This window comes from Pelatocladus sp., from assembly GCF_059505505.1.
Map to the genome: position 1 here is coordinate 21,797 of NZ_JCACKS010000216.1, position 25,334 is coordinate 47,130.

Annotated in this window: 22 protein-coding genes, 3 tRNA genes and 1 pseudogene; 16 read left to right on the plus strand and 10 right to left on the minus strand. The window is 39.7% G+C overall.

Features of this window, described 5'->3' with window-relative positions:
* Positions 1-8 precede the first annotated feature (8 nt).
* From AC5JMK_RS19185 to AC5JMK_RS19200, 4 genes are all read right to left on the minus strand, one after another.
* Positions 9-836, minus strand: a complete 828-nt coding sequence (locus AC5JMK_RS19185; RefSeq protein WP_096672614.1) for a methyltransferase domain-containing protein — start codon at positions 834-836, stop codon at positions 9-11.
* 68 nt (positions 837-904) lie between these two features.
* On the minus strand, positions 905-1,222 hold the full coding sequence (locus AC5JMK_RS19190; protein WP_096672616.1) for a DMT family transporter: 318 nt from the start codon (positions 1,220-1,222) through the stop codon (positions 905-907).
* Positions 1,223-1,321: 99 nt separating this feature from the next.
* Positions 1,322-2,416 (minus strand): beta-N-acetylhexosaminidase, encoded by a 1,095-nt coding sequence (nagZ, locus tag AC5JMK_RS19195; RefSeq protein ID WP_495910814.1) that lies wholly within the window; start codon positions 2,414-2,416, stop codon positions 1,322-1,324.
* A 216-nt stretch (positions 2,417-2,632) separates the two neighbouring features.
* Complete coding sequence (locus tag AC5JMK_RS19200) at positions 2,633-3,895, minus strand: septal ring lytic transglycosylase RlpA family protein (protein ID WP_096672620.1); 1,263 nt, start codon at positions 3,893-3,895, stop codon at positions 2,633-2,635.
* Between the two features lie 336 nt (positions 3,896-4,231).
* Here AC5JMK_RS19200 and AC5JMK_RS19205 point away from each other — a divergent pair, with 336 nt between their 5' ends.
* The 6 genes and pseudogenes from AC5JMK_RS19205 (at position 4,232) to AC5JMK_RS19230 (ending at position 9,900) form a co-directional block, all read left to right on the plus strand.
* The gene (locus AC5JMK_RS19205; RefSeq protein ID WP_096672622.1) at positions 4,232-5,119 is read left to right on the plus strand and encodes a PhzF family phenazine biosynthesis protein; all 888 of its coding nucleotides are present in this window, start codon (positions 4,232-4,234) and stop codon (positions 5,117-5,119) included.
* Between the two features lie 225 nt (positions 5,120-5,344).
* Positions 5,345-6,784 carry a 15-cis-phytoene desaturase gene (gene pds / locus AC5JMK_RS19210; RefSeq protein ID WP_096672624.1) on the plus strand — a complete coding sequence of 480 codons (1,440 nt, stop codon included), beginning with the start codon at positions 5,345-5,347 and terminating at the stop codon, positions 6,782-6,784.
* Entirely contained in the window at positions 6,768-7,700 is a 933-nt protein-coding gene (crtB, locus tag AC5JMK_RS19215) for a 15-cis-phytoene synthase CrtB (protein ID WP_096672626.1), read from the plus strand. Before pds ends, crtB begins: the two co-directional genes overlap by 17 nt.
* A 117-nt stretch (positions 7,701-7,817) precedes the next feature.
* Positions 7,818-7,909: transfer RNA gene (locus tag AC5JMK_RS19220), tRNA-Ser, on the plus strand.
* Positions 7,910-8,285: 376 nt separating this feature from the next.
* A pseudogene (locus AC5JMK_RS19225) lies at positions 8,286-8,528 on the plus strand (helix-turn-helix domain-containing protein); the annotation flags it as partial.
* A gap of 49 nt (positions 8,529-8,577) precedes the next feature.
* A complete protein-coding gene (locus AC5JMK_RS19230; protein WP_096672628.1) occupies positions 8,578-9,900 on the plus strand; it encodes an ABC transporter substrate-binding protein in 1,323 nt (440 codons plus the stop codon).
* Positions 9,901-10,074: 174 nt separating this feature from the next.
* Here the strand turns inward: AC5JMK_RS19230 and AC5JMK_RS19235 are convergent, their stop codons facing one another.
* The 3 genes from AC5JMK_RS19235 to AC5JMK_RS19245 form a co-directional block, all read right to left on the minus strand.
* The gene (locus AC5JMK_RS19235) at positions 10,075-10,866 is read right to left on the minus strand and encodes a hypothetical protein (protein WP_495910815.1); all 792 of its coding nucleotides are present in this window, start codon (positions 10,864-10,866) and stop codon (positions 10,075-10,077) included.
* Positions 10,867-11,201: 335 nt separating this feature from the next.
* Entirely contained in the window at positions 11,202-13,190 is a 1,989-nt protein-coding gene (locus tag AC5JMK_RS19240) for an ATP-binding protein (protein ID WP_495910816.1), read from the minus strand.
* Between the two features lie 200 nt (positions 13,191-13,390).
* Positions 13,391-14,332: a serine hydrolase gene (locus AC5JMK_RS19245; protein ID WP_096672634.1), complete on the minus strand. Its 942-nt coding sequence runs from the start codon at positions 14,330-14,332 to the stop codon at positions 13,391-13,393.
* Positions 14,333-14,347: 15 nt separating this feature from the next.
* Here AC5JMK_RS19245 and AC5JMK_RS19250 point away from each other — a divergent pair, with 15 nt between their 5' ends.
* The 3 genes from AC5JMK_RS19250 (at position 14,348) to AC5JMK_RS19260 (ending at position 17,905) form a co-directional block, all read left to right on the plus strand.
* A complete protein-coding gene (locus AC5JMK_RS19250; RefSeq protein ID WP_096672636.1) occupies positions 14,348-15,100 on the plus strand; it encodes a C40 family peptidase in 753 nt (250 codons plus the stop codon).
* Positions 15,101-15,231: 131 nt separating this feature from the next.
* Positions 15,232-16,281, plus strand: a complete 1,050-nt coding sequence (locus AC5JMK_RS19255) for a glycosyltransferase family 2 protein (protein ID WP_096672638.1) — start codon at positions 15,232-15,234, stop codon at positions 16,279-16,281.
* A gap of 388 nt (positions 16,282-16,669) precedes the next feature.
* Entirely contained in the window at positions 16,670-17,905 is a 1,236-nt protein-coding gene (locus AC5JMK_RS19260) for an MFS transporter (protein ID WP_096672642.1), read from the plus strand.
* A gap of 66 nt (positions 17,906-17,971) precedes the next feature.
* On the opposite strand, the gene AC5JMK_RS19265 is transcribed toward AC5JMK_RS19260, so the two are convergent.
* A tRNA-Arg gene (locus AC5JMK_RS19265) sits at positions 17,972-18,045 on the minus strand.
* Positions 18,046-18,083: 38 nt separating this feature from the next.
* On the opposite strand from AC5JMK_RS19265, the gene moaC reads away from it, so the two are divergent.
* From moaC to AC5JMK_RS19295, 6 genes are all read left to right on the plus strand, one after another.
* Entirely contained in the window at positions 18,084-18,587 is a 504-nt protein-coding gene (gene moaC / locus AC5JMK_RS19270; protein ID WP_495910817.1) for a cyclic pyranopterin monophosphate synthase MoaC, read from the plus strand.
* 254 nt (positions 18,588-18,841) lie between these two features.
* Positions 18,842-19,387 (plus strand): Hsp20/alpha crystallin family protein, encoded by a 546-nt coding sequence (locus tag AC5JMK_RS19275; RefSeq protein ID WP_096672646.1) that lies wholly within the window; start codon positions 18,842-18,844, stop codon positions 19,385-19,387.
* Between the two features lie 389 nt (positions 19,388-19,776).
* Complete coding sequence (locus AC5JMK_RS19280; protein ID WP_495910818.1) at positions 19,777-20,034, plus strand: 2TM domain-containing protein; 258 nt, start codon at positions 19,777-19,779, stop codon at positions 20,032-20,034.
* A 113-nt stretch (positions 20,035-20,147) separates the two neighbouring features.
* Positions 20,148-20,459, plus strand: a complete 312-nt coding sequence (locus AC5JMK_RS19285) for a DUF3181 family protein (protein ID WP_096672652.1) — start codon at positions 20,148-20,150, stop codon at positions 20,457-20,459.
* Between the two features lie 222 nt (positions 20,460-20,681).
* Complete coding sequence (locus AC5JMK_RS19290) at positions 20,682-20,900, plus strand: acetyltransferase (protein WP_096678636.1); 219 nt, start codon at positions 20,682-20,684, stop codon at positions 20,898-20,900.
* A 472-nt stretch (positions 20,901-21,372) separates the two neighbouring features.
* A complete protein-coding gene (locus AC5JMK_RS19295; RefSeq protein WP_096672654.1) occupies positions 21,373-21,813 on the plus strand; it encodes a hypothetical protein in 441 nt (146 codons plus the stop codon).
* A gap of 220 nt (positions 21,814-22,033) precedes the next feature.
* Here the strand turns inward: AC5JMK_RS19295 and AC5JMK_RS19300 are convergent, their stop codons facing one another.
* Together AC5JMK_RS19300 and AC5JMK_RS19305 are read right to left on the minus strand one after the other, a co-directional pair.
* Complete coding sequence (locus AC5JMK_RS19300; RefSeq protein WP_495910819.1) at positions 22,034-23,545, minus strand: hydroxysqualene dehydroxylase; 1,512 nt, start codon at positions 23,543-23,545, stop codon at positions 22,034-22,036.
* 497 nt (positions 23,546-24,042) lie between these two features.
* A tRNA-Ala gene (locus tag AC5JMK_RS19305) sits at positions 24,043-24,115 on the minus strand.
* Positions 24,116-24,281: 166 nt separating this feature from the next.
* Between AC5JMK_RS19305 and AC5JMK_RS19310 the strand changes: the two genes are divergently transcribed.
* Positions 24,282-25,106: a uroporphyrinogen-III synthase gene (locus AC5JMK_RS19310; protein ID WP_495910820.1), complete on the plus strand. Its 825-nt coding sequence runs from the start codon at positions 24,282-24,284 to the stop codon at positions 25,104-25,106.
* The last annotated feature ends 228 nt before the right edge of the window (positions 25,107-25,334 follow it).

The following is a 25,334-nucleotide window of genomic DNA, read 5'->3' on the forward strand; positions in this document are numbered from 1 at the left end:
TCCTTTACTTACTTGCAAATAACCATTGTTGCAGCAGGTAGTGGAACTAATTTCTTACCATCTTTCTCACTTATATTAGACGCTAATAAATGTAACATTTCTTGCCGTTGTTCATCAGAAAGTTGGCTCGAATCTGATTGACAGAAAAAATCCATAAGCGCTTTCCCTGCTGACGAATTTTCTTCAAAACAAAGTGTTACATCCATGTATTCTGGATAATTTACCACTTCATAGGACAATCCTAGATTGTCTACAATTTCTTGCATTTTTTCCATTTGTAGCATATCTGTGAAGCCCTCTCCTGTGAGAGCAGCATATTTAAAGATGGTGTCAAATATAACAGCGTCTCTAGTATCAAGTGTGAGTAGCAAAAAGCCATTTTCTTTCAGCATCTCCATTGCTTTTTGCACAAGCTGCTGCTCGTGATCTGGCATATGATACATCGAATGGGTATAGTGAATAATATCAAACTTTTCATCTGTCCAAAATTCTTCAATTTTTTCTGGATGAACTTTTAAATCAACATCAGCAAAATCTGAAGGATTAATTTTTTGCTCATAACGCTGTCGATGTAAATGGTTTGGTTCAACAGCGACATAACGAAGCTTAAATTCTTTTGATATTTTTTGCTTGAGAGTATCTATAACCTGTACATCAAAATCACCTGGACCAGCCCCTACACTTAACACGGCTACTTGTGGGGGCTGTGGATTGAGGTGTTTTTGCATCAAATCGAGAGCTACTTGACGATTTACTTGCCAATTTTTCAGAAAAACTTGGTAGCTTGCATCATAGGCTTCATACAACTTGATTTCAATTTCGTTAGGGGAAACCATAAGCATTCTCCTAATAAGTTATAGTGTACTTTTATAGATATTACAAAACAATTTAATTCAGAATTTTACTAATATTTAATTAAATTTAAACCAATAACTCCTACAAAAATCAAGCTAATACATAAAGCTTTGGTTAGGCTGATATGTTCTTGAAACATGATTGCACCCAATATTGATGTTCCGATAATCCCTATCCCAGACCAGACAGCATACCCAACACTAACTTCAATTGTTTTAAGAGAGAATGCAAAAAAACTAAATGCTAAAGGATATCCAATAACTGCACCAATTAAGTAAGTCGGTTTTGAGAAGCCATTTGCCAATTTGAGAGAAGTAGTTCCAAAGATTTCACAAGCGATCGCCAGAAACAAAAAAACCCAAGCCATTAATTTATTCTCTAGTTCATAATTAATAATTTAACGTGATCTGTAACTGATTATAAAATTAAATTGCTAGCAAGGCGATCGCCTTGTCGAGATACAAGCCTATGTCACTTTAAAAGTGCAAGCGATCGCTAATTCTGCATGTTGCTTGAGTATGTCTTGATCTAGAGTTGAAACTGAGTATTGGGGAGTCGTGGCTACTAGGCTATCAATTCGCATTCTTGCTGCTTCGACAATGCGTTCATCAAGGCTAGCGTTGCTGAGAGAATCTACAAAATCTTGAGCGATCGCAAAGGTGCGTTCCACAGATGATGAAGGTAGATTGCGGGAGACAATGAATAAATCACAGCCAGCATTAAATGTCTGCGCCACAGTCCCAGTTTTAGTATACATATTTGAGACAGCTTTCATATCTAGGTCATCAGATACTATCACTCCTGCAAAATTAAGTTCTTCTCTGAGTATTCCTGTCAATATCGTCTGTGATAGTGTTGCAGGTACATTAGCATCTATCTGGGGAAATAAAATATGAGCAGTCATGATCATCGGCACTTGTTCGGCGATGAGTGCTTGAAAAGGTATAAGTTCGCGATTTCGTAGTTCTTCTATTGTTAAATTCAGTACTGGTAACTCTAGATGGGAATCTGTGCTGGTATCTCCGTGTCCAGGAAAGTGTTTAGCACAACCAATAATTCCAGCCTCCCGCAATCCCAGAAAATATTCACGCGCACCAGCAGCAGCAGTCTCTGGAGTCATACCAAAAGCACGAGGTCCGATAATTGGGTTACCAGGATTAGAGAAAATATCTGCTACAGGCGCCCAAGATACATTAATTCCTAGTGACTTCAGTTCTAATCCTGCTGCTTTGGCGACTTCACGCGCACGAGACTGCAATAAAAAAGCATGGGGAAATCGAGTGATTGGTAAATATGGACGATGGACAGTACCACCTTCATGATCAATAGTAATCAGCATCGAGTCACGTTCAGCATATTGCCGAATTTGATTAACTAGATCCTGATAGATTGGCAGCCATTCTTCATAGTGAACACCGTAACGAAAGTTTTTGGCGAAAAAGATCATCCCCACTGGCTTGAGTTCACTCAGTATGTGTTTATCGTCATCGTTTAATTTAGTACCAGAAATACCGACTATTAAGTGATGTCCAAAACGATGCATGTCTGGCGCTGCTGCCATTATGGATTCCTTCCTCCTCAGTTTTTTCAGCAGTTGCAACAACTTGTAATTAGAGCTAAATTAAACTTTTAGCTCTAATTAACTAAGAAAAAATTTTAACTGATTTTAACTCTGAAAAAACGTAGGAACAACACCAATAATCTCAACTCGCTTAAGCGGGTTTAAACTTTCAGCCAGAACTTTAGTTCAGGGCTTGCTGATAACTGTTTACTTTAGTCAAAAATCCGCAACAATTGCCAGCTTTTTATTATATTTCTGGTTTTTCAGACTCAGATTTTTGAGAGTTATTTTTGCTTCACTTGGTTGCATAATTACTGCTTCATAAGGTACAACTCCGGCTACTTCACTGTTGATACAACGAGCCGCTAATTGTGACAAATCCAGACTGCGAGGAGGAATATAAGGGCCGCGATCGTTTACTCGCACAATCACCGCTTTACCTGTTTGCAAGTTAGTCACTTTTAAGAAGGTATTAAAAGGCAAGGATTTGTGAGCAACTGTCAATTCATTTTGATTGAATATTTCACCATTTGCCGTTAAGCGACCATGAAAAAATGGACCATACCAAGAAGCCAAGCCATACATTTTTTTCTGGGAAGGCTTTAAACCATACATCTCTAATTGACCTTCCACAAGTGATAATGTCGGTGCGCTCATCGCGATACGCAGGTTATTCGTCCATTCAATTGCTAATAATTCAGCGCTTCTGTTGGCTTTTTGGGTAATTTGTTTGTTAATGCCAAACAGATAGCGATTTCCTGACATTAATGCTGGGACACCATCAACTAATGCTGGTTGCAGTTCTGATGCGTTTAGATTTGGTGAGTGCAACAATCGCCGCAAACGTTGTTGCATCAAAGTTGCTTGTAACCTATTGGGTAAATTTGCAATCAAGCGGTTATTCACCCAGAGTTCGTAATTACTTTCGTCGCGATGCACAACAGCTACTGGGAAAGCTGATGAAAAACTAAAAATTGGCTCAAAATGACTAGAAAAGCGGAAGAAATTATGCAGTGATTGTCCTAGATGCAGCGTCCTCAAGGACGAACGCAAAATCTTATCTGCGAGAAAATCTGCTTGGGTAGAAGCTGCTTCTATGAATGTAGCGGCTGATAAATTATTGGTAGTTTTGACAGAAGGCTGTCGAATTTCCGTCAGTTGGAGGGAAGAGCAGAATTGATTTTTGCTGCTTTTAGTCTTTGCTTTCAAAGCATTGGATGGTTTATTTAGGATAGGTTTTGATGTTTTGTCTCCCCAATCTATTTTCAGAAAACGTGTAGGTAGTAGCGTCGTAGTCCAAAATTTTAGTGATTGCTTTGGCTGTACAAAAAATGGATGAGGCTTACTAACCAGTTTACCTATATTGGCAGAAAATTTTGTCGCATCAACTTTTGATGCCATGCTTGGTGGCAAACTTTGATTTAACGACAAAAATGAACCAATCCAGGATGTAACCCAAAGTAGTCCAAACAATATCATGGTTATTGTCAATGTTCAGAACACAGCACCTTCCTATAGGTGCAACTTTATTTATGTTTTCCCAAGTTTTTCAACAACTATGTTGTGCATAAATTCTTTCCTTTTGAAAAGAATATGCATCGGTTTAGATACACACCAAATGAGCGATTACCAGCAGGGATCATCTTATACTGTTAATGCTCAATAAGCAAATCAAAGTTTCATAAAAGTTTTACATATGAAAGACAAAATATACTGGTTGTTCAATTTAAATTTTTTATAAGACACACAAATCAAGATCCCAAAAACATGCAAGGATCTGCTAAGAAACTCTAGTTTAAATACGTAAAATCTAAAATGAGTAGTCTATTTTTTTACATTGTCGATGTGTTTGCTGAAGCAAAATATACTGGTAATCAACTAGCCGTTTTTACCAACACCGCTAGTCTTTATTCAGAGCAAATGCAGCAAATCGCTAAAGAAATCAACTATTCTGAGACTACATTTGTGACTTCAACCGAAACAGTATCTGAGGGCTACGACGTAAGAATATTTACACCAAAACAAGAACTGCCTTTCGCAGGTCATCCGACTTTAGGTACAGCTTATATCCTCCAAAAAGAGATTATTCAAAGCTCAGTTAAAAAAATTTTATTAAACTTAGAAGTTGGGCAAATACCAGTAACAATCGATGACACGAATGCTGCTGGTGAATATTTGTGGATGCAGCAAAAAGCGCCAACTTTTCATCAAATATTGGATAGCCAAACAATAGCTGAAGTTCTGAGAATACAGTCACAAGAGATCGATTCTCGTTTTCCAATTCAAGCAGTTTCTACAGGAGTTCCCTTTATTATTGTCCCTCTAAAGACTCTGGAATCTGTCAAGCGAATTCAGGTCAATAAAGAGAAATATTTTGAACTGATTAATAGTATGGATGCGAAAAGTATTCTTGTATTTTGCCCAGAAACATACAAACCAGAGAATGATCTGAATGTGCGCGTATTCTGTGATTATATCGGCATACCGGAAGACCCTGCTACTGGCAGCGCCAATGGATGTTTAGCTGGCTATTTAGTTCAATATTCTTATTTCGGCAAACCAGAAATTAATTTACGAGTTGAGCAGGGATATGAAATTAACAGACCTTCTTTGATTTTGCTGCGAGCAGAGCAAAAAGGTACAACCATAGATGTGAATGTGGGAGGAAAAGTAGTGATGGTGGCGAGGGGAGAGTTTTTGTGAGGTGATTAGGCCTTTGGAGTGGACGATGGAGCCGGATACACGCAAACGGGTATGTCCGGTTCGCGCAGGAGAGGGGCGGGAGATAATACTCCCACTCGACCTAACTCAATACCATGCCCAATGCTCAATGACAAATGACCAATGACAAAACACAAATGTAACGGTTTGCAAAGTATAATGAGTACGGCAAAACCCTTAAGAAATATTAAAGAGCAGTAAGGTTAAATGCGAGTAGCGATCGCCGGAGCTGGACTAGCAGGGCTTTCCTGTGCAAAATATCTGACAGATTTAGGTTACACCCCCATTGTCTTGGAAAGCCGGGACGTACTTGGAGGGTTAGTAGCTGCTTGGCAAGATGCAGACGGCGACTGGTACGAAACTGGTTTGCATGTCTTCTTTGGGGCTTACCCCAACATGTTGCAACTACTGAAAGAACTGGGTATTGAAGACCATTTGCAGTGGAAAAAACACACTATGATCTTCAACCAACCAGAAAAACCAGGAACATACAGTAGATTTGATTTTCCAGATTTGCCAGCACCATTAAATGGGATTGTGGCAATTTTGCGGAACAACGATATGCTCAGTTGGGGAGAAAAAATCGAGCTAGCCAAGGGATTAGCTCCCGCTATGCTCCGAGGACAAAAGTATGTTGACTCAACAGATCAATATACTTTTTCCGAATGGCTTAAACAGCAAGGAGTCAGCGAGGATGTGCAACAAGATATTTTTATTGCTGCCTCGAAATCGCTAAATTTTATCAACCCAGATGAAATTTCAGCCGTAGTATTACTGACTGCCTTGAGTCGTTTCCTCCAACAAAAAGATGGCTCAAAAATGGCATTTTTGGATGGTTCACCAACAGAACGCCTGTGTCAGCCATTGGTAGATTACATTACAGCACGTGGCGGAGAAGTACGGTCAAATGTCCCATTAAAAGAAATTTTGCTAAATGAAGACGGTACGGTGAAAGGGTTCTTGATGCGGGGACTTAATGGAGCAGCAGATTACATAGAAACTGCTGATGTTTACGTCTCAGCAATGCCAGTAGACGTCATGAAGGTGATGGTACCAGCTCCTTGGAAGGAAAATGACTTCTTCCAAAAGCTGGAAGGGTTAGAGGGCGTGCCTGTGATAAACTTGCAGTTGTGGTTTGACCGCAAGCTTACTGATATAGACCAGTTGCTATTTTCGCGCTCGTCTCTACTCAGCGTTTACGCTGATATGAGCAATACCTGCCGTGGGTACACCAATCCTGAGCGCTCAATGCTGGAATTGGTTTTGGCTCCGGCAAAAGATTGGATTGCCAAATCCGATGAAGAGATTTTGCAGGTAACTCTTGCCGAATTGCAAAAACTCTTTCCCTCACACTTTCACGGAGACAATCCAGCAAAATTGCTGAAATATCACGTAGTCAAAACGCCGCGTTCAGTTTATAAAGCAACTCCTGGTCGTCAACAGTATCGTCCTTCTCAGCAAACACCGATTAGCAACTTCTTTCTGAGTGGGAGTTACACTATGCAACCCTATCTCGGTAGTATGGAAGGTGCTGTGCTTTCTGGTAAGCTGACAGCGCAGGTAATTGCTGAAGGAAGCTCAGTGGCAAATTCATCAAACCTGCAAATGCAAACCCCCCAGCCCGCAACGAATGCTGCAACTGTCTGATTCCCCCCCGCGCATGAAACCGCCGGTCTCTGTGGATGAGTCCTATCAACTTTGCCGCCAAATTACAGCAAAGTACGCCAAAACTTTTTATCTTGGCACTTTGCTGATGAGTAAGGCAAAACGTCCAGCCATATGGGCAATTTATGCCTGGTGTCGCCGTACCGATGAATTGGTAGATGGCCCGGCGGCTGCTATTACCACACCAGAAACTTTAGATAAATGGGAACAGCAGCTGGAAGCCATTTTTGCGGGATATCCAGTGGATAATTTTGATGTAGCTTTAGTGGATACCCTCCAGCGCTTTCCGATAGATATTCAGCCCTTTCGGGATATGATTGCCGGTCAGCGTATGGACTTACATCGCAGTCGCTACGAGAAGTTTGACGAGTTATACATGTATTGTTACCGTGTCGCAGGTACGGTAGGACTAATGTCAACGGCGGTCATGGGAGTCGATACCAAGCAAAACACCGCTCCCTGGAACCGCAATCAACCACCTTATATTCCTACCGAAGAAGCGATCGCACTCGGAATAGCCAGTCAACTCACCAACATCTTACGGGATGTACATGAGGATGCACGACGGGGAAGAATTTATATTCCTCTAGAGGATTTAGCGCGATTTAACTACACTGAACAAGATTTGCTCAAAGGGGTAGTGGATGAACGCTGGCGTTCCCTGATGCGTTTTTTAATTGCTCGCACTCGCCAATTTTACAAAAAAGCAGAAAAGGGAATTAGCTACCTCTCTCCAGATGCGCGGTTGCCTGTGTGGGCAGCCCTCATGCACTACAGTAGAATTTTGGAAAAGATTGAGCGTAATGACTACAACGTTTTCAATCAGCGCGCTTACGTACCTCAGTGGCAAAAGTTAGGCAGCTTGCCATTAGCCTGGTTGCGATCGCAAGTGCTATAAAACTAGTCATTAGTCATTTGTCCTTCGTCATTTGTAAAAAATAGTAACTATGAATTAGTGGCCAATGACTATTGACTTACATCTAAACATCTGCTAATATCTATATTCGATATACCTGGAGAGGTGGCTGAGTGGTCGAAAGCGGCAGATTGCTAATCTGTTGTACGGATCGAAAGGCCGTACCGAGGGTTCGAATCCCTCCCTCTCCGTTTTTGAAGTAGAGACGCGATGAATGTGTCGCGTCTCTATTTTATTTATATTCTGGGAAAACTAACTTGTTTTACTCCTGTTGGCAGATGCTATTATTTATCCTTTAGTAGTGATGTGTGATTAAACTTAGTCTTGCAATCAAGAAGTAAATTTGCACGTGTTAATCATCATTTAACTAACTCGCCCTCGTTCCCCACGCTCATTTGGTACTCCGAATCAGTGGTGGAATTCCTCTGGCACGGCAATAACGAAACCATCTTCGACCAATGGCGAAGCCGGGGGAGAAGATGTTTGAGGAATTGCCAAAATATTTCCGGCATCTTGTTACTGTGATATGTATATAGTAGTAATTGGTCGATAAATGGAGTAGTTGAGATGAGAAGACAAGCGGTAAAAGTCAGGATATATCCAACCGATGAACAGATTCAAGTGTTAGCTCAACATTTTGGATGTGCGCGTTGGTGGTGGAATTATGGGCTAAATCAATGTATTGAAACCTATAAAGCAACTGGTAAAGGCTTGTCTCAGTCTGGACTAAATTCTTTGTTGCCATCACTCAAAAAAGATAAAAAAACAGAATGGCTAGGGGAGTGCTATTCACAGGTGTTACAATCTGTAGTTCACTGATAAGCTTCTGAGCAAAATAGGGAGTGTAATCAAAAAGTATATGAAAAAAACTATAAATGCTTTTGCTTTAGCCATAATTACTTTCACAACAGGCGTTTTAGTTGCAGCTTGTGGTGATACCAACAGCCAATCTCCTACTAATCCCCAGAATACCAGTGATAGTGGAGCTACTAGTACCCCAGTAGCTGCAACTACAGAAGGTTTGAAAATCGGTTCACTGCTACCAACAACTGGTGACTTAGCTGCGATCGGACAGCAGATGGTAGAGTCTGTTCCCCTAGTTGTAAATACCGTCAATGCTTGTGGCGGCGTCAATGGACAACCTGTGAGTTTAGTTGCAGTGGATGATCAAACTGATCCCAAAGCTGGTGCTGCTGGTATGACTAAACTGGCGACCTTAGATAAAGTTGCTGGTGTAGTTGGTTCTTTTGCTAGTAGTGTTTCTAGTGCAGCCGTCTCTATTGCTGTGCCAAATAAAGTTATGCTCATTTCTCCCGGTAGCACCAGCCCCGTATTTACCGAAAAAGCAACAAAAGGTGACTACAAAGGCTATTGGGCGCGTACTGCACCTCCAGATACTTACCAAGCTCAAGCTTTAGCCCAACTTGCTAATAAAAAAGGTTTTAAAAAAGTTTCTACCGTCGTGATTAACAATGACTACGGTGTAGGTTTTGAAAAAGCATTTGTACAAGCATTTGAAAAATTAGGGGGAACCGTAATTAATAAAAACAACTCCGTTCGCTATGATCCCAAAGCTACTACATTTGATACCGAAGCCCAAGCAGCTTTTGCAGGTAAGCCAGATGCAGTACTAGGCGTATTTTACGAAGAAACCGGAGCTCTATTTCTGAAATCCGCATACCAGCAAGGTGTGACTCAAGGGGTGCAGATCATGCTAACTGATGGTGTGAAGTCAGATACATTCCCTGAACGAGTTGGCAAAACTGCTGATGGTAAATACATTGTCAATGGAGCCATAGGTACAGTTCCCGGTTCCAATGGTAAAGGACTAGAAGCTTTTACTAAGCTTTGGCAAGAAAAAAGGAAATCCGCGCCAGCACCATATACACCTCATGGTTGGGACGCAGCTGCTTTGTTAGTTTTATCTGCCCAAGCTGCGAAGGAGAATACAGGTGTTGGAATTGCTAGTAAAATCCGTGAAGTTGCTAATGCTCCCGGTGTAGAGGTTAGTGACGTGTGCGAAGGTTTGAAATTACTCAAAGAAGGTCAAGATATAAATTACCAAGGAGCTAGCGGTAACGTAGATATTGACCAAAATGGTGATGTGATTGGTGTCTACGATGTTTGGACAGTGAGCGATGATGGCAAAATCAAGACAATTGAGCAGGTGAGTCCGAAGTAGAGGTAGGGAAAGGGGATCGGGGACAAGGAGGACAAAAAGCATAAAGAGGATAAAACAAACAAGGGGAAATCACTTTCTATTGATTTTCCCCGATCCCCGATCCCCGATCCCCGATCCCCGATCCCCGATCCCCGATCCCCGATCCCCAATCCCCAATCCCCAATCCCCAATTTTCTATATACCGAAGTTGTAACCTACTCCGAGTGTTAAGCCTATATCAGTGTCATCAAAAAATGCTGCATTGATAGCGGCTGTTGCGGTAAATCGATCGCTCAGTGGAAAATCTACACCACCTGATAAGAGAAAAGTAAACTCAGAGTCATCACCTGTTTTAATCGCTGCACCACCACCGACGTAAGGAGCAATTGGTACAGGTTCATTAAAAGTATCTCCCAACTGCTGGAAGGAAAAATCGTAGGTGATGGGAACTAGAATTGTGGTGTTGTCACCAAATACTGCTGAAGGTCTGACAGATAAAGTTCTTGACAGACCAACTTTACTAATGACCATAAAATTGCCATCACCTAAAGAGGATTCACCACCATTCAAACCAATGTTTGCTGCTATACCGATATAGCTAGATCCTCCACGAGTTGCTCGACCTGGAAGAATATCTGATTGTGCTACTTTAGGAGCAGGAGCAGATAATTGAGAACTTGGCTGTTGGTTTGGCTCTTGGTTTTGAGTCGTAAGTGCCGCAGATGATGTTGCTACTGTACCAGGAACGGGTGTAAATGTGGGACTATCTGTCTCTGGTGTAGCGATCGCCGAAAACTGTTCCTGAGTTTGGCTAGAATTGGATACTACTGGATTTTCTACTGCATCACTTGTTGCAGTAATTGCCTGTGTTTCAATGCTAGTAGAGTCAGCCGTCTGAGCAACCGCAGGCAAACTACCAGCTAAAACTGTGGCAGTTGCTATACTAACTAAGCCGACAACTCCTGGATTAAAAACAATCGTATTCACATTCACTCCTCAACCAATATTACTTTTATAGATAATGGGTTTTGCCCATATTGAGCCAATGTTTGGCAATATCTACATTTAACATTAAAAAATCTATTTCTACATCCCTGTTTTTAAGGTAATATAAAGATTTGAATATTCACTATATATAGAGATAGATCTTCAATTCAACGGATGATAAAATTCATTCAATTAATAAAAAATAAACTTTTAGTAATTATTAGATTTTGCTTTTGTCATCATTAATTCTCAATAGTGATTTTTTATATCTTTATAAAGAAAGGCAGAGGGTCGAGGGTAGTAAGTAGTTAAATATTATCTTATAAATGTAAAATTCATTCGAGTTTTTCTCTGATTAAAAATTCAGTTATTTCTATAATTTCGTCGAAGCGAAAATTATAAGTTATTTGCGTTAGAAGTTCAATTAAATTTGGATACTGTGTGGGAATGTGAACCAAGAGTTGGAAAATAATTTCATCGTTACACTCTTTAGCTGCTGTGTATAGTTTTTGTATCCATGTATCTGGCATTACTTTTAGATCTTCATGAGTTAACCTTCTATATTGCACGGCATTATTTTGGTCAACTATACCTGATTCAAAATAAATGTAGCTTACACCTAAGTGTTTTGCGATTTGATCAAATATTTCTTCTTCACGGAATGGTTTGCTGATAAAGTCATCGCAACCAGCAGATATCATAGCCTGTCGCTGTTCCTCAAAAGCATAGGCTGTGAGGGCAATAATTTTGGTATGAAAAGAAGACGTGGGGATATTTTTGTTCTTCGCATGATCGGATCTATTCTTTTGTGCGTCTTGTTTTTTTCTAATCTCCGTAGTGGCTTCATAACCATCCATCACAGGCATCTGCATATCCATAAATATAATGTGGGGATGCCAGCTTTCCCATATAGCTACGCCTTTTTGACCATTTTCTGCTTGTTGTATTTCAAAACCCAAGGGTTTTAAGAGTTTGACGAGAAACTGGCGGTGATCTTGATTATCCTCCACAAGTAATAGGCGATAAATCGGTTGATTTGGCGCTAAACACTTAACCCGTTGACTTGACAACTGGTTTTGCTGTTGTGTCGTCTGTGCTAACTTGGCTCGAATGTGGAATGCAAATATACTTCCTTGTCCTAGCACACTATTGACAGTAATATCTCCACCCATTAACTGTACAAACTTGCGACTAATTGCTAATCCTAAACCTGTCCCTTCTTGCGATCGCCTACCAGTATTGGTTTGGACAAAAGCTTCAAATAAATTGTTGATTTCTTCTGAAGAAATACCGGAACCTGTATCTTCCACCTGGAAATGAATAGTCATTTGTCCTTGGTCATATGTCATTTGTTTTTCTTGTTCACCAATGACAAATGACGTAGGACTAATGACGACGCGTAGAGTCACACTTCCTGCTTGAGTAAATTTGATCGCGTTACCCAACAAGTTCAATAAAACTTGTCGCAGTTTACTTTCATCGGTAATGATATATTGTGGTACTGATGGCGATCGCTCAAAGACGAGAGTAAGTTTTTTGTCTGTAGCTTTGAGGCGCAGCATATCTTCTAAGCTATCTAACAGACTATATAAATCTAATTTTTTTTCATTCAGTTTGATTTTACCTGCTTCAATTTTTGACATTTCTAGTACATCGTTAATTAATTGCAGCAGGTGTTGACCACTTTTGTTAATTATCTCAAGATACTCCTGGTTTTCACTGTTGCAGGAAGTATCGTCATACATGATTTGAGAAAAACCTAAAATACTATTGAGGGGAGTACGCAGTTCATGACTCATGGCTGCCAAAAACTGGCTTTTGGCTTTATTGGCTGCTTCGGCTACTTCTTTTGCATGTTGTAATTCTATTTCAGCTTGCTTGCGATCGCTGATATCTCGTGCTACCCAAAGAACCGATTGGTCTGATTTCGGGGAAATACTAGCGCTAAACCAAACTTTATGCTCTTGCCGATCCAAATAGTAATCAAAATAAAGTGTTTGCTGTAGTTCTACAGCTTGTCTAACTTTTTTTAGCCATACTTGAGCAGTCTGTTCATGAAAAAATTGTTCTACCGTCTGACTAATTACATCAGTATCATCTGTGTATATTTGATTAGGTTTTGTTGGCAGAATTTTTATACTTCCGAGTTGATTGTTGTGCAAATTGATCATAAGCACTACATCGGTCATTGCCTCAAACACAGCACGCATCTGAGCTTCAGAAGTTTCTAGCCTTTGCTCAAGTAACTTGCACTTGCTGATTTCCTTTTGCAGTTGCTGACTCAATTTTCTTAATTGGCATTCCTGACGATCAACTAAATCCATATATCTTACTATTGACCAATACTAATTAATCATTAAGTTGGAAGCAAGGATGTATGCTGTTTAAGAACAATTTAAATCTCAAACTATTTTTACGTATATCAGTTATGTATTTATCCTTGGGGATGTGATAACTGTTCACTGTTCACTGATTTTATATCTCCCTCCCTTTTCCATATTTCCTAATGGAATCCCATCTTTCTCTAATTTAAACTGGCAAGTGCTTCAGCAATACGCTGAGAAACAAAAGGTAAGATATCACGATTTTGAGCGTGTGCTTTGCCTTCGGTGAATACCACTAAAAGATAAGGATGATAATTGGGTATTTCTATATACGCAGCATCATGTCGGACTTGACTAGTCCAACCTGCCTTTGACCAAATTTGTGCTGTTTGGGGAAGACCAGCACCTAAAAAGCCTGTAACTTGATCTTCTTCTACGTTTTTTGGTAAATCATCAGGATTGAGACTACGTTTGAGTAGACTCATCATTGATTGCGATCGCGTACTAGATACCGCTACACCACCAATTATGCTATGTAACAACCTGGCGATCGCATTAGTTGTTAACATGTTACGGTTTTCTAGTAACTGTCCATAGAAGGCGCGTTCACGTCCGTAAGGGCCATCACACCAAGTTTTTTGACAGACATTAATGCTTTCCATTTCTGGCCAACCCAAGGATTGGTAGTAGCGATTCACAATATGACGCTGTTGCTTCCACGTCTCAAATGGGCCTGGTGGCAATTCTGGGCCTGATGTAGTTCCTGACAGTATATCTACTACCAAACTAGTAGCATCGTTACTGGAATCGACAATCATATCACGTACGGCTCTTTCCAACTCACTAGAAGTCTGAACCATACCTTTTTCTATCCATTCCTGTGCTGCTACCAAGTAAAATAGCTTCACCACACTGGCTGGATAAATTCGCTCTAAGCCTCGATACGTAAAACCACGGACTGGATGGTTCCAAAAAGCATCTGGAGTCAGCGCACCGCCAGTATTTACCAACACGGGTGGATCGTAGACAATCCAAGTCAAAGCAATTTGGTTGCGCTCTAAAGTCGGAAATTTTGTCCAAGTTGCTTCTAAAATGCCATTACCTAGCTTTTCGAGTTGTTCTTCTTGATTAAAAAAAGTCATTGTTGTGTTTGCAGAATGTCTCTAAATCTCAAATCTCAAATCGCAAATTTAGAATCAGGTGAGTATGAGTGTCTAGCTAACCTGAATATATATGATTCTTTAGAATGTACACGCTTGGCTACCCAAGCTCAGGCTGGGCGACATTTGTGGGTTACATCAAAAAATGATGTAGAAAAGCACCTTAGCGAAGCCATGCGCGACAGCGCTATTGACACATCTGTACAAGTGTGTTTGTGTGAGGATGACTACCCAGGCTGGTTGTCAGTTGCAGATTTGGTTTTGTTACAAATAGCCACTACACCTTATCAGGCTAAATCATTTTCCGAATCAGAAATCAAAAAATTGCTCCCAGAAGTGATTGCTTTTACCCACAAAGCGATGCAACAACCTAATTATTATCTTTGGGGTGGTACAGTTGGGCCAAATTATGACTGTTCGGGGTTAATCCAGGCGGCGTTTCGTTCGGTGGGTATTTGCTTACCTAGAGATGCTTATCAACAAGAAGATTTTACCCAACCAATTGATCTAGCACTGGTGACACCGGGTGATTTAGTATTTTTTGGGACTCCCCAAAAAGCTACTCATGTGGGACTCTATTTAGGAGATGGTTATTATATCCATAGTTCTGGTAAAGATAAAGGGCGTAATGGTATAGGGATTGACATTCTCTCGGAACAAGGCGATGAGGTGAGTCAGTCATACTATCAGCAACTACGCGGTGCTGGCAGAGTAGTGAAAAGTTACGAAAGCAAGGGTATAAGGAGGTAAGGGTGTATGGGTATAAGGGTGTGGGGAAAGAAATATTCTCTTAATATTCCCCCTACACCTCTAACCTTTTTCCTACACTCTTAAACCCTTATACCCCTATACCCCTACTTAAAAAAGACGCAAAGACAAATATGAGGAGTGGATTAGTTTCTAATGGGATGGCTGGACAATATGAGGCGATTTCCTCACCAGTTCCCAGTGTTTCAGTGGTGGTACCTGTGCGTGATGAAGTGGAAAGTTTGCCTCATTTACTGGAGGCGATCGCTTCTACTTTAAATGCTAGTAATCTTAGTTACGAAATTATCTGTGTGGATGACGGTTCTAGTGATGGTTCCGCACAGTTCCTCAAAGAACAAGCAGAAATCCGCGACGATTTAAAAGCAGTGATTCTGCGGCGTAACTACGGCCAAACTGCGGCTATGGCGGCTGGATTTTACTATGCACATGGCAAAGCAATTGTAACTTTAGATGCCGATTTACAAAATGACCCAGCAGATATACCGATGCTGTTGGCAAAACTAGATGAAGGCTACGATTTGGTTAGTGGTTGGCGGCTAAATCGCCAAGATGCCGCTTTGACAAGACTATTACCCTCTAAAATTGCCAACTGGTTAATTCGGCAGATCACCAGCGTACATATACATGATTATGGTTGTTCATTAAAAGCCTATCGTGCAGAATTGGTAGCAGATATGAACCTATACGGAGAACTGCACCGATTTTTACCAGCTTTGGCGTATATCGAAGGCGCAAGAATTACCGAAATGCCCGTACGTCACCATGCGCGTAGGTTTGGACACAGTAAGTACGGTTTGTCAAGGACTTTTCGGGTGATGATGGATTTATTTACGATCGCCTTTATGAAAAAGTTCCTCACCCGTCCAATGCATGTTTTTGGGTTATGGGGCTTAATTTCTATGCTTTCGGGAAGTGCGATCGGCGTTTATTTGACTTGGGTAAAATTAGCTTTGGGTCAAGATATTGGCGATCGCCCTTTATTAATTTTAGCTGTTCTGTTGTTAGTGACAGGGGTACAGTTATTCTGCTTTGGTTTGTTAGCAGAGTTGCTAATGCGTACTTATCATGAATCCCAAGGACGTCCTATCTATCGAGTCAGGGAAGTAGTAATGGGATCGGGGAAGGTGGGGCCCCCTCTGGGGATAAGGGGTAATGGGGATTAGGGAGGATGGAGCAACTTTCAATGGTAGGTATTTTGTATTTGGTCATTTTTTGACTGTTTCAGCCGATTTAAAAATCCTGAAACAACCAAACCACGTTAAGCAATTGAGAATTTTCTCAACTATTTTCGAGATTATAAAAAACCTACCCTTGAAAGGGAGGGAGCAGGGAACATGATACAGGGTGCATGGAGAATAACCGATCCCCGATCCTCAATCCCCGATCCCCAACTAATCTGTCACAATCCTGAAGTATTAGCTATTATTAAGTAATGTAACAATAATTGTTAGTTAAAACTTCCAAGTCCATAATGCCAAGTCTAAAATTCAATGACAATTGACTTTTGACAATTAACTCTTGACGATTGACTTAAATTAACTTGCATTTACCGTGAAAGTACTTAATATAATTGATACTCAACTACAAAGGAACCTGCTGATTTTGTTTACAGCAGGTTTACTGTTCTGGTCTAGTTTGACTTCTTTGTTGCCGACCTTACCACTTTATCTAGAAGAAGTAGGGGCGAGTAAGCAACAAATTGGGGTTTTAATGGGTAGTTTTGCAATCGGACTGTTGTTATTTCGTCCTTGGTTAGGAAGTTTAGCAGATCAACGGGGTCGTAAAATTGTACTCTTGATTGGGATGGTGGTGGTGGCGATCGCTCCCCTTGGTTATGAACTCACGACATATATACCTTTATTAATTGTGTTGCGTGCTTTTCATGGCATTAGTATTGCTGCTTTTGCAACAGCTTACATAGCGCTGGTAGCAGATTTAGCCCCGACTAGTAATCGTGGTGAGATTATTGGCTACATGAGTTTGGTGAATCCGATTGGTTTAGCAGTAGGGCCAGCTTTGGGTGGTTATTTACAAGCTGCGGCTGGAAATACGGCGTTATTTTTGTTATCTGCGGCGTTGGGTGGGTTAGGGGTGTTATGTATTTTGCCAATTGTTAATCCACCGATTGACAAGCTGCAAACCAAAAACCCCAATTCTAATTTTTGGCAAATGTTGGTTAGTCCCAGGGTGAGAGTGCCAGCATTTGTAATGTTAATGGTTGGTTTGACTATTGGGACTTTGCATACTTTTGCACCACTGTATATTAAATCTACCCAAGTTGAGTTAAATCCTGGGTTGTTTTATACAGCTTCGGCAATTTCTAGCTTTAGTGGTAGGGTATTTACTGGTAGGGCAAGCGATCGCTTGGGGCGAGGATTGTTTGTGACTATTGGTTTAGTTTTTTACTCTATATCAATGGTATTGATGTATCTAGCCAACAATGCCAGTATTTTCTTACTCGCTGCCCTGATTGAAGGTGTGGGAGGCGGTACACTAATTCCGATGATTGCAACACTGATGGCAGATCGTTCACTTCCTCAAGAAAGGGGACGTATTTTTGCCATATGCATAGCTGGATTTGATTTTGGTATAGCGATCGCAGGGCCCATTGTGGGTTTTGCTGCTGAACAAGTGGGATACCGCATTAGCTTCGGTTTCACAGCAGCGTTAACCGGACTTGGTATGATTGTCTTCCTTACCCAATCCAGTAAAACCCTTCCCACTTCCCTACGTTTCGCTCTTGGTCGTGGTCAAGATTATTATGCTTTAAATGCAATTCAAGATTGAAAAATACAAATTAAAAGTGAGGAAGCTACATTCTTCATTTTTAATTTTTTATTTTAAATTTATAAACGGGCGAGGAGGGATTCGAACCCCCGACACCGTGGTCCGTAGCCACGTGCTCTAGTCCACTGAGCTACACGCCCTTGCTGTCACAGTATCTAATAGTAACACAGGAAATCGAATGACGCAAGATAATTTTCAAACTGCTTCTGTTGATCTGACGCACCTAGATCACCAAGGGCAAGCCCAAATGGTAGATGTGTCAGAGAAACCATCCACAGCCCGCCAAGCAACAGCAGCTGCAAGAGTGCGAATGTTGAGCGCAACCTTTGCTGCTATCCAAGCAGGAAATGTCCCAAAAGGAGATGTACTAGCAACAGCAAGACTAGCGGGAATTATGGCTGCTAAACAGACAGCTAACTTGATTCCTCTATGTCATCCTTTGCCTTTACACAAAGTAGAAGTAGTCATAACACCAGATCCACAACTACCTGGTTATCAAATTCAGGCAACAGTTAAAACCAAAGCCGAAACTGGTGTAGAGATGGAAGCCCTGACAGCTGTTTGTGTTGCGGCTCTTACCCTTTATGATATGGCAAAAGCTTTAGAAAAATCGATTCAAATTGAAGCAATTCAATTAATAAGTAAAACTGGCGGCAAATCAGGTGATTTTTTCCAAAAATAACAGACTTTATGTTGTTATACCAAGTTCGGCTAATTGCTTACAATATTATGCTTCGCTGTTGATCATTGCTTTTTCCCATTACCGATTTGCTATAGGAAATAGGGAACAGATATCAACATATTAAGTAGTTTTAATTTATGAAAAATAAAAGGTCATCCATTTGGCTGATGAGGCAAATTTTTACCCTTGATAATTTAAAATTAGAAGCAAAAGGTTAGCACTTCTTGCTTGAGATGGAATCGGAGGGCTGAAATATGGCATTAATACGTTGGGACCCTTTCCGGCAAATTAACCGTTACGATCCTTTCCGGGAAATTTCTAGCTTGCAACGCGAAATGAATCGCTTGTTTGATCGGATGATCACTACTAGTGATGATAGTGATGAAATGGCTGGTTTTGCTTTTATGCCACTAGCTGAAATACACGAAAATCCTGATAATATCCAACTGCGGGTAGAACTTCCTGGTATAGAAGCTAAAGACTTGGATGTAAAAGTCACTGCTGAAGCTGTTTCTATCAGTGGTGAACGCAAATCTGAAACTACAATCGAAGAAAAAGGGATGAGGCGTTCGGAATTTCGCTATGGTCGTTTCCAACGCATGATTCCTTTACCTAGTAGAATTCAAAACGATCAAGTACAAGCAGAATTTAAGAACGGTGTTTTGTGTTTGACTATGCCGAAAGCTGAGGAAGAAAAAAATAAAGTTGTCACCGTTAATTTAAAGGGACAAGATACTCAAGCGATAGGCGATCAGTATGATAGACAAACTCAACAGCAACTACAATCTCAATCAAGTTAACTTTACTTCAAATTAATTAGTGAATAAATTCGCTGTTGATATTATTGTTTGTCAAACAAACAATAATAGAAAATAATGTATAACAGGATTGACAGGATAATTTATAACAATATTGTGCTGTCAGTCCTATTTTTTTATCTAAACTATTAGGAAATGTCATACTGACGACAGCATTTCACCAGTAATCGGCAATCTTAGCTTATTGCCATCGCTGTCTGGATAGAAAAGGTCAGGCTCAGTTTGCCAAAAGGTAGTCATTGCTTTTCACCCAGTTGCATATCTTTATTAATTTTAAGTCCAGTTGATTTTTTGGCTAGATGGTAACAACAGCCTAAAAAATCCTAAAATGGGTCAGAAAGCAAATTTTATTAAAATCTGTAACAAAGTATATGCCTCCTCGTTGGCCTCGTAGACCCGATCGCAAAGACCCAGCTTACCGCAAATTAGATGACCGGATGAATTTTGCTGTCCATGTGGCAATATTTGCAGCGTGTAATTCAGGATTGTGGTTTTTTCACAATTTCTTCAAAACTACCTGGGAATGGCTACCTTGGGTGACAGCAGGCTGGTCAGTGGTATTGTTGATTCACTTAATTTATATTGCGGCGATCGCTGATTATTCTGAAATTCCCTCTAAATCCACCTGAAGACGGACTGATCAAGCTGGGGCAATTGTAACTTGTGGCTGTAGAGTCTCCTGGTAATTGAGCGATAATAGTAATAGTTTATAAATTCGCTTCCGTTCCTTAGGGTTATTTTTATGGCAAAGACTAACACCACAGAATTACTGGAAGCCCTAGCAAATGAAATTGGCGAAAACGTTTACATCGATATTGCCAAATGGCATTTGTATCTATCAAACGCCAAATTGCATACTGTTGTTGCAGAACAATTTTATCCCATAATCACTGAGAGTAAGCCAGTAGATGAAGACGATGTGATCAAGGTCTTAGAATCTATTTCTGTCAAAATTGGTGGTGGTAGAAGAGAAGTTCCTCTGATTGACTTATTACCTCTGCAATGTCAGGTAAATTTGGTAGATATATTAGAAAAATTCCAACGCGAAATTTAATCTTTTTTTATTTTGTGTTAAATAGCTTGAAATTTACTTGACTTCATAATCAATCATTCTCTTTCTGAAAGAGAAACTATAACTGCGTATCAGTCTATTTATAAGTCAACTCTAGCAGCAAAAGTATTTGCTAAAGATTGAGAAACAGGATTGGTACATAGTTTTTTTATGCTTTTTTTGATTCCCTTATTGAAGCAATTTAAATTTACGGAGGTTATTTATATGTTGCTACAAATTAAAGATAGTGGTGAATTGTTGAAAATCCTTGATGTTCAAGAGTTAATTGACCCTAGCATTGATAGTATTCAAGCTAGAGATCAAGAAGGTCAAGAAGAACAGTCACCAGAATCTTACAAAAAAGAAAATCTAGTTTTTCCTTCTGGTGAAAATTTACCCCGTTGTTGGATGGATGCAAATTATAAACATGCGAAAGCTTCTTAATTTAACAACCATTTAACCAAATAAGTAGAGATGTGAGTAATCGCGTCTCTGCTTTACTTGCTCAACTATTTATTGAAGTATAAACGCGTCAATTTTTATTTAGTATCTAATATTGATAGAAAAATTTGATAGATTGTATTATTTAAAATCGATGAAAGAAGATAATTGTTAAAATTGTTACGTTTTGGAATCTCAAATTTAAAAGCTCATATTCAAAATTGGTATGATGGGTGATACCCATCGTACTTGCAACATTCAGTCAATGATATTATTAGCGATCGCGCTTGAAAAATCTTCCTGACAAAATCACCAATAAATTATTGGTAAGTTGAGTTTGGCAGATAAAATACAAAGAGCGATCGCCCTGATTTTATGTGAACTAACTCAGAATTCTTCGCAAAAAGAGGGATAATTGTTGTTGTGGTTAAAAGTGAGGAGACTTTCTAGCAAAGTGACAATATAGGAGGTAAAGATGGGTCGTCTACTCTACGAACACGCATTTTCTTACAACGGCTATTTAATCATTCCTTTTGTTTTTGGGAAAGCGGATAATTACGAAATTTATTCGTATAAATTATTGTCAGCAATTGGTTACAAAAGTCAATTCCACAAAATAGAAAATCCAGCAAAAATATATGGCAGCAATGTCAGTAATATCCTGGAGATTGCTAAAGAACATATAGACCAAAATTCAGAGTTTGTCAGCGAGAGTGATTACTTTAAGAACCGCTATGTTTACCGTAATAGCCTCATAATTGTTTATCGAGAAGAAGGTAAATCTTTTTACGATCACTATCCACCAGACTCATTGAATAACATTGCAGCACCCAAAATATTCACATCAGAATATGAATGTCTGAGTTGGATAAAACAGGGGCTTGATGGATTGAATGTCAGACAAAAAGCAAGATAGCAATACCTAATCTTGTGTGGAAGTGTAGATATTTCTATGAAAAGCATCAGGAGGATTGAACTATGACTGAATTTCTTGCAGTCCGGGTAAGTATGAAATTTCATCACAACGGACACAAGGCGTAGAGGTTATTTGTTCAGTCCTTGGAGACTGGGGAAATGTTGTCTAAAATTTGGGAAGGCTTTATTCGCCTTCCATAATTTTTTGTTTAATAACCCTTTTAAGGTAGCCAAAAATCAGGCAAGATAGACTTACTCACATGATTTACAGTTCTATTCACTATCCTTGCTAATTGAATGTGAGGTTCATCAGCTTCCACTGATATGATGTGTGCTGGTGTACCCTCACCCAAGTGAGAAATTACTAAATTTGCTGCTTCTAAACCTGTGACGTAAGCTTTTTCTTGAGACCAAGAACCGTGGCGATTAACAATCCAATCACCACTCATAAATACATTTTTTACACTAGTTTTAGCTGGTAACATATGGCAATAGCTACCAGGTGCAAAATGAGTAACCGCCTGTGGTAAACGAATAACGCTGCCATCAATTACTTTTGCTTGCTGAAACTCGGGTATACAATTTGCCAAATAACGCTGCACTATCGGTATGATTTCTTGATCTTCTAGAGGAATAAATTGATTAGCATGATAAAAATCAACTTCTACAACTGTCCCCGATTCATGTTGATATTCATCGTGTAGGGCGTTCAAATCAAAAAATGTCCAGCCTGTAGTTTGATCAAAACCAAAGCAAGCATTAGAAGGACGAGGAATTGTAATTTTACGGTCAAACCAAAGACGAGTTGCTAAAACATCAATCGCCCCTAAGTTATTTAAATTGCGGAATTCTGTACGAGTTTGCAAACTGTTGCTAGTAGAGACAATCTTTTTCATCCCAGTGACACCGACAGCAAAAATTATTGCATCAGCATCAAACACTTCTTCCCCACAAACTACGCCTGTCGCCTGATTATTACTATCGATAATTAAGTCAGTTACACGTTTACTAGTGAGGAATTTTCCCCCTAACTTTTCAATGTATTGTATCCAAGGGCGAAAGATTTTTTCTCCAACAGTTCCCCGACACCAAACCACATCGAAATCTGGTTGATGCGCCAGAATAAAATAGTAAAGCATCCCCAAAGCTGCTGCTGCGGAACATTGTTCACCAGGTGCAAACAAGCCCACCAATAGCATTGGTTCAAAGGATTCACTGTAAAGTCGTGCAGAAACACCAAAATCTTTGAACAATTCTCGCGCCGTGACAAAATCATATCTTCGCCAAGCTGCATCAGAATTATCAAAATCAATGACGGCGTAAAGTAAAGGTAAGGCGCTAAGGCGGTCAATTAATGGTAGGCGTTTAAATTGAGTATAGATAAAAGTCCCTAGAGGTGTGGGAAGTTGGGGTAAGTTTTGAAAAATTGGTGATTCAACTTCTAAACCTGCGGGTGAATATTGGGATGAACGAGTCCAAGTGGTAAAGGGGTTAATCCCTAATTCATGAATAAGGGCAAAGATATTTCTGTAAGGATACCAAAAACCGTGAATACCCGCTTCTACTGAACGTCTTCCTGGCGTTTTCCAACCTGCAACAAGTCCACCAGGGTAAGAACCTGCTTCGAGAAGAGTCACATCGTAACCTTGTTTTGCTAGGTGATAGGTTGCACCTAACCCAGCCCAACCTGCACCAACAACTATCACCTTTTTACGCTGCGACGCTTCCGTCATCTTTAATCTCCGATTCTCATTGTAGATGGGAATGTACTCAAATGTGGTTATAGTATTAATTTATTGGATTTTTAACAGCCAAAGTTTTGATTTAAATCAGGTGTAAATGAATTTTCATTATTGATTACTAACAGGACTTACGCAAAAATTGCTAAAAAGCTTAATTTATCGAACCGCCAAGAGGCCAAGAGCGCCAAGAATTCGTAGACTGTGCGTAAGTCCTAACTAAGTCCACTATCAAGAGTAGACATTTATTATGCTATCAAGAGAACACCTTAAAGTCCTATCACTTGAAGACTTACATGCTATCGCCAAAGACTACGGTTTCCATCCATTAGCAAATAATGAATGGTAAGCGTGAAGCTTTGATTAATGCGATCGCGCGATTTCTCTACAAAGCCATAGATCAAATGCGAGATGGGATGGGAATACATTAATCAAACCGGATTCCTATAGTTACAATACAAATAATTTGTTAATCAACAATAATAAATAAATGGAGTTAAGCGGATTCGAACCGCTGACCCCCTCAATGCCATTGAGGTGCTCTACCAACTGAGCTATAACCCCTTGTAAGCTTTGTGATAAGCTTTTTAACTTTTTTACTTAGTTATATTAAGTTATCTTCTTAATGATTCTATGTCAATTTATGTCAGTTTTGTAGAGACAAATATTAAGATATGTTAAACATATTTTTTGTCAGAATCAAACTACATTTGTAATTAGGTAGACCCATTTGCTGATTCCATCTGTGCAACTACCCTTATACGGTAAGCGTATTCTCGTTACAGCACCCCGCAATTACGCCGCTAGATTATTGCCAGAATTAATTGGTAAAGGTGCTTTACCTCTGCTAATGCCAACCATAGAAACTTATTTGGTAGCAGATTTTACAGCTTTAGATGCAGCATTAACACAGATAAACACATTTGACTGGATTGCTTTTACCAGCAGAAATGGTATCGATGGATTTTTTCAACGTTTAGAACAATTGGGAATAGAAACTTCGGTGCTGAAAAATTGTCGAATTTCTGCTGTTGGCAAAGATGCAGAAAGATTGACGAGTTTTAGTGTGAAAGTAGATTTAGTTCCCCAAGAACCTAGCCCCAAAGGAATTATTGCTGAGTTGGCTAAAATTCCAAATATCAACAAGCAAACTATACTGGTTCCTGTTCCAGAGGTAGTTGGGATAGCACAACCGAATATTATTCCTAATTTTCTAGCTGGATTACAAAATTTGGGTATGACTGTAACTCCCGTACCAACCTACATGACACGGTGTTTAGACAAAACTTTATATGATGTAGAGTTAAATTTAATCCGTCAAGGCAAAATAGACGTGATTGCTTTTAGTAGCACTGCTGAAATTTCAGGCTTCTTGCAAATGATCACCTCAAAAGCAGATTATCAACAGACTGTTATTGCTTGTTTTGGCCCCTACACCGCAGCCAATGCCAAAAATTTGGGTATGAATGTTTCTATTGTTGCCAAAAACTACAGTTCATTTGCTGGTTTTGCAGAAGCGATCGCTAACTTCATGTTTTTGCGCTTACCTACGTAATATCACTAGTGACAAGGTTCCTGTAGTAGGATAAAAAAGAGAAATAATACTTATCTGTGTGTTGCCAAAATTAATATTTTTTCCATAGATCCACTATAAAAGTGTAAAAATATTACATTTGCCTAAACCAGATTAGATTAAATAGACATTTTATAGATATTATTGTCTTTTAATCAATACCTTCGCCAAAATAAAGAGGGCTTTCCGTAGTAGAGTTATTGTTTACCA

What these genes read in the sequence shown, in the direction of transcription:
- AC5JMK_RS19185 (WP_096672614.1), bottom strand. Translation starts at nt 836, where the DNA reads ATGGTTTCCCCTAACGAAATTGAAATCAAGTTGTATGAAGCCTATGAT.
- AC5JMK_RS19190 (WP_096672616.1), bottom strand. Translation starts at nt 1,222, where the DNA reads ATGGCTTGGGTTTTTTTGTTTCTGGCGATCGCTTGTGAAATCTTTGGA.
- nagZ (WP_495910814.1), bottom strand. Translation starts at nt 2,416, where the DNA reads ATGGCAGCAGCGCCAGACATGCATCGTTTTGGACATCACTTAATAGTC.
- AC5JMK_RS19200 (WP_096672620.1), bottom strand. Translation starts at nt 3,895, where the DNA reads ATGATATTGTTTGGACTACTTTGGGTTACATCCTGGATTGGTTCATTT.
- AC5JMK_RS19205 (WP_096672622.1), top strand. Translation starts at nt 4,232, where the DNA reads ATGAGTAGTCTATTTTTTTACATTGTCGATGTGTTTGCTGAAGCAAAA.
- pds (WP_096672624.1), top strand. Translation starts at nt 5,345, where the DNA reads ATGCGAGTAGCGATCGCCGGAGCTGGACTAGCAGGGCTTTCCTGTGCA.
- crtB (WP_096672626.1), top strand. Translation starts at nt 6,768, where the DNA reads ATGCTGCAACTGTCTGATTCCCCCCCGCGCATGAAACCGCCGGTCTCT.
- AC5JMK_RS19230 (WP_096672628.1), top strand. Translation starts at nt 8,578, where the DNA reads ATGAAAAAAACTATAAATGCTTTTGCTTTAGCCATAATTACTTTCACA.
- AC5JMK_RS19240 (WP_495910816.1), bottom strand. Translation starts at nt 13,190, where the DNA reads ATGGATTTAGTTGATCGTCAGGAATGCCAATTAAGAAAATTGAGTCAG.
- AC5JMK_RS19245 (WP_096672634.1), bottom strand. Translation starts at nt 14,332, where the DNA reads ATGACTTTTTTTAATCAAGAAGAACAACTCGAAAAGCTAGGTAATGGC.
- AC5JMK_RS19250 (WP_096672636.1), top strand. Translation starts at nt 14,348, where the DNA reads ATGTCTCTAAATCTCAAATCTCAAATCGCAAATTTAGAATCAGGTGAG.
- AC5JMK_RS19255 (WP_096672638.1), top strand. Translation starts at nt 15,232, where the DNA reads ATGAGGAGTGGATTAGTTTCTAATGGGATGGCTGGACAATATGAGGCG.
- moaC (WP_495910817.1), top strand. Translation starts at nt 18,084, where the DNA reads ATGACGCAAGATAATTTTCAAACTGCTTCTGTTGATCTGACGCACCTA.
- AC5JMK_RS19275 (WP_096672646.1), top strand. Translation starts at nt 18,842, where the DNA reads ATGGCATTAATACGTTGGGACCCTTTCCGGCAAATTAACCGTTACGAT.
- AC5JMK_RS19280 (WP_495910818.1), top strand. Translation starts at nt 19,777, where the DNA reads ATGCCTCCTCGTTGGCCTCGTAGACCCGATCGCAAAGACCCAGCTTAC.
- AC5JMK_RS19285 (WP_096672652.1), top strand. Translation starts at nt 20,148, where the DNA reads ATGGCAAAGACTAACACCACAGAATTACTGGAAGCCCTAGCAAATGAA.
- AC5JMK_RS19290 (WP_096678636.1), top strand. Translation starts at nt 20,682, where the DNA reads ATGTTGCTACAAATTAAAGATAGTGGTGAATTGTTGAAAATCCTTGAT.
- AC5JMK_RS19295 (WP_096672654.1), top strand. Translation starts at nt 21,373, where the DNA reads ATGGGTCGTCTACTCTACGAACACGCATTTTCTTACAACGGCTATTTA.
- AC5JMK_RS19300 (WP_495910819.1), bottom strand. Translation starts at nt 23,545, where the DNA reads ATGACGGAAGCGTCGCAGCGTAAAAAGGTGATAGTTGTTGGTGCAGGT.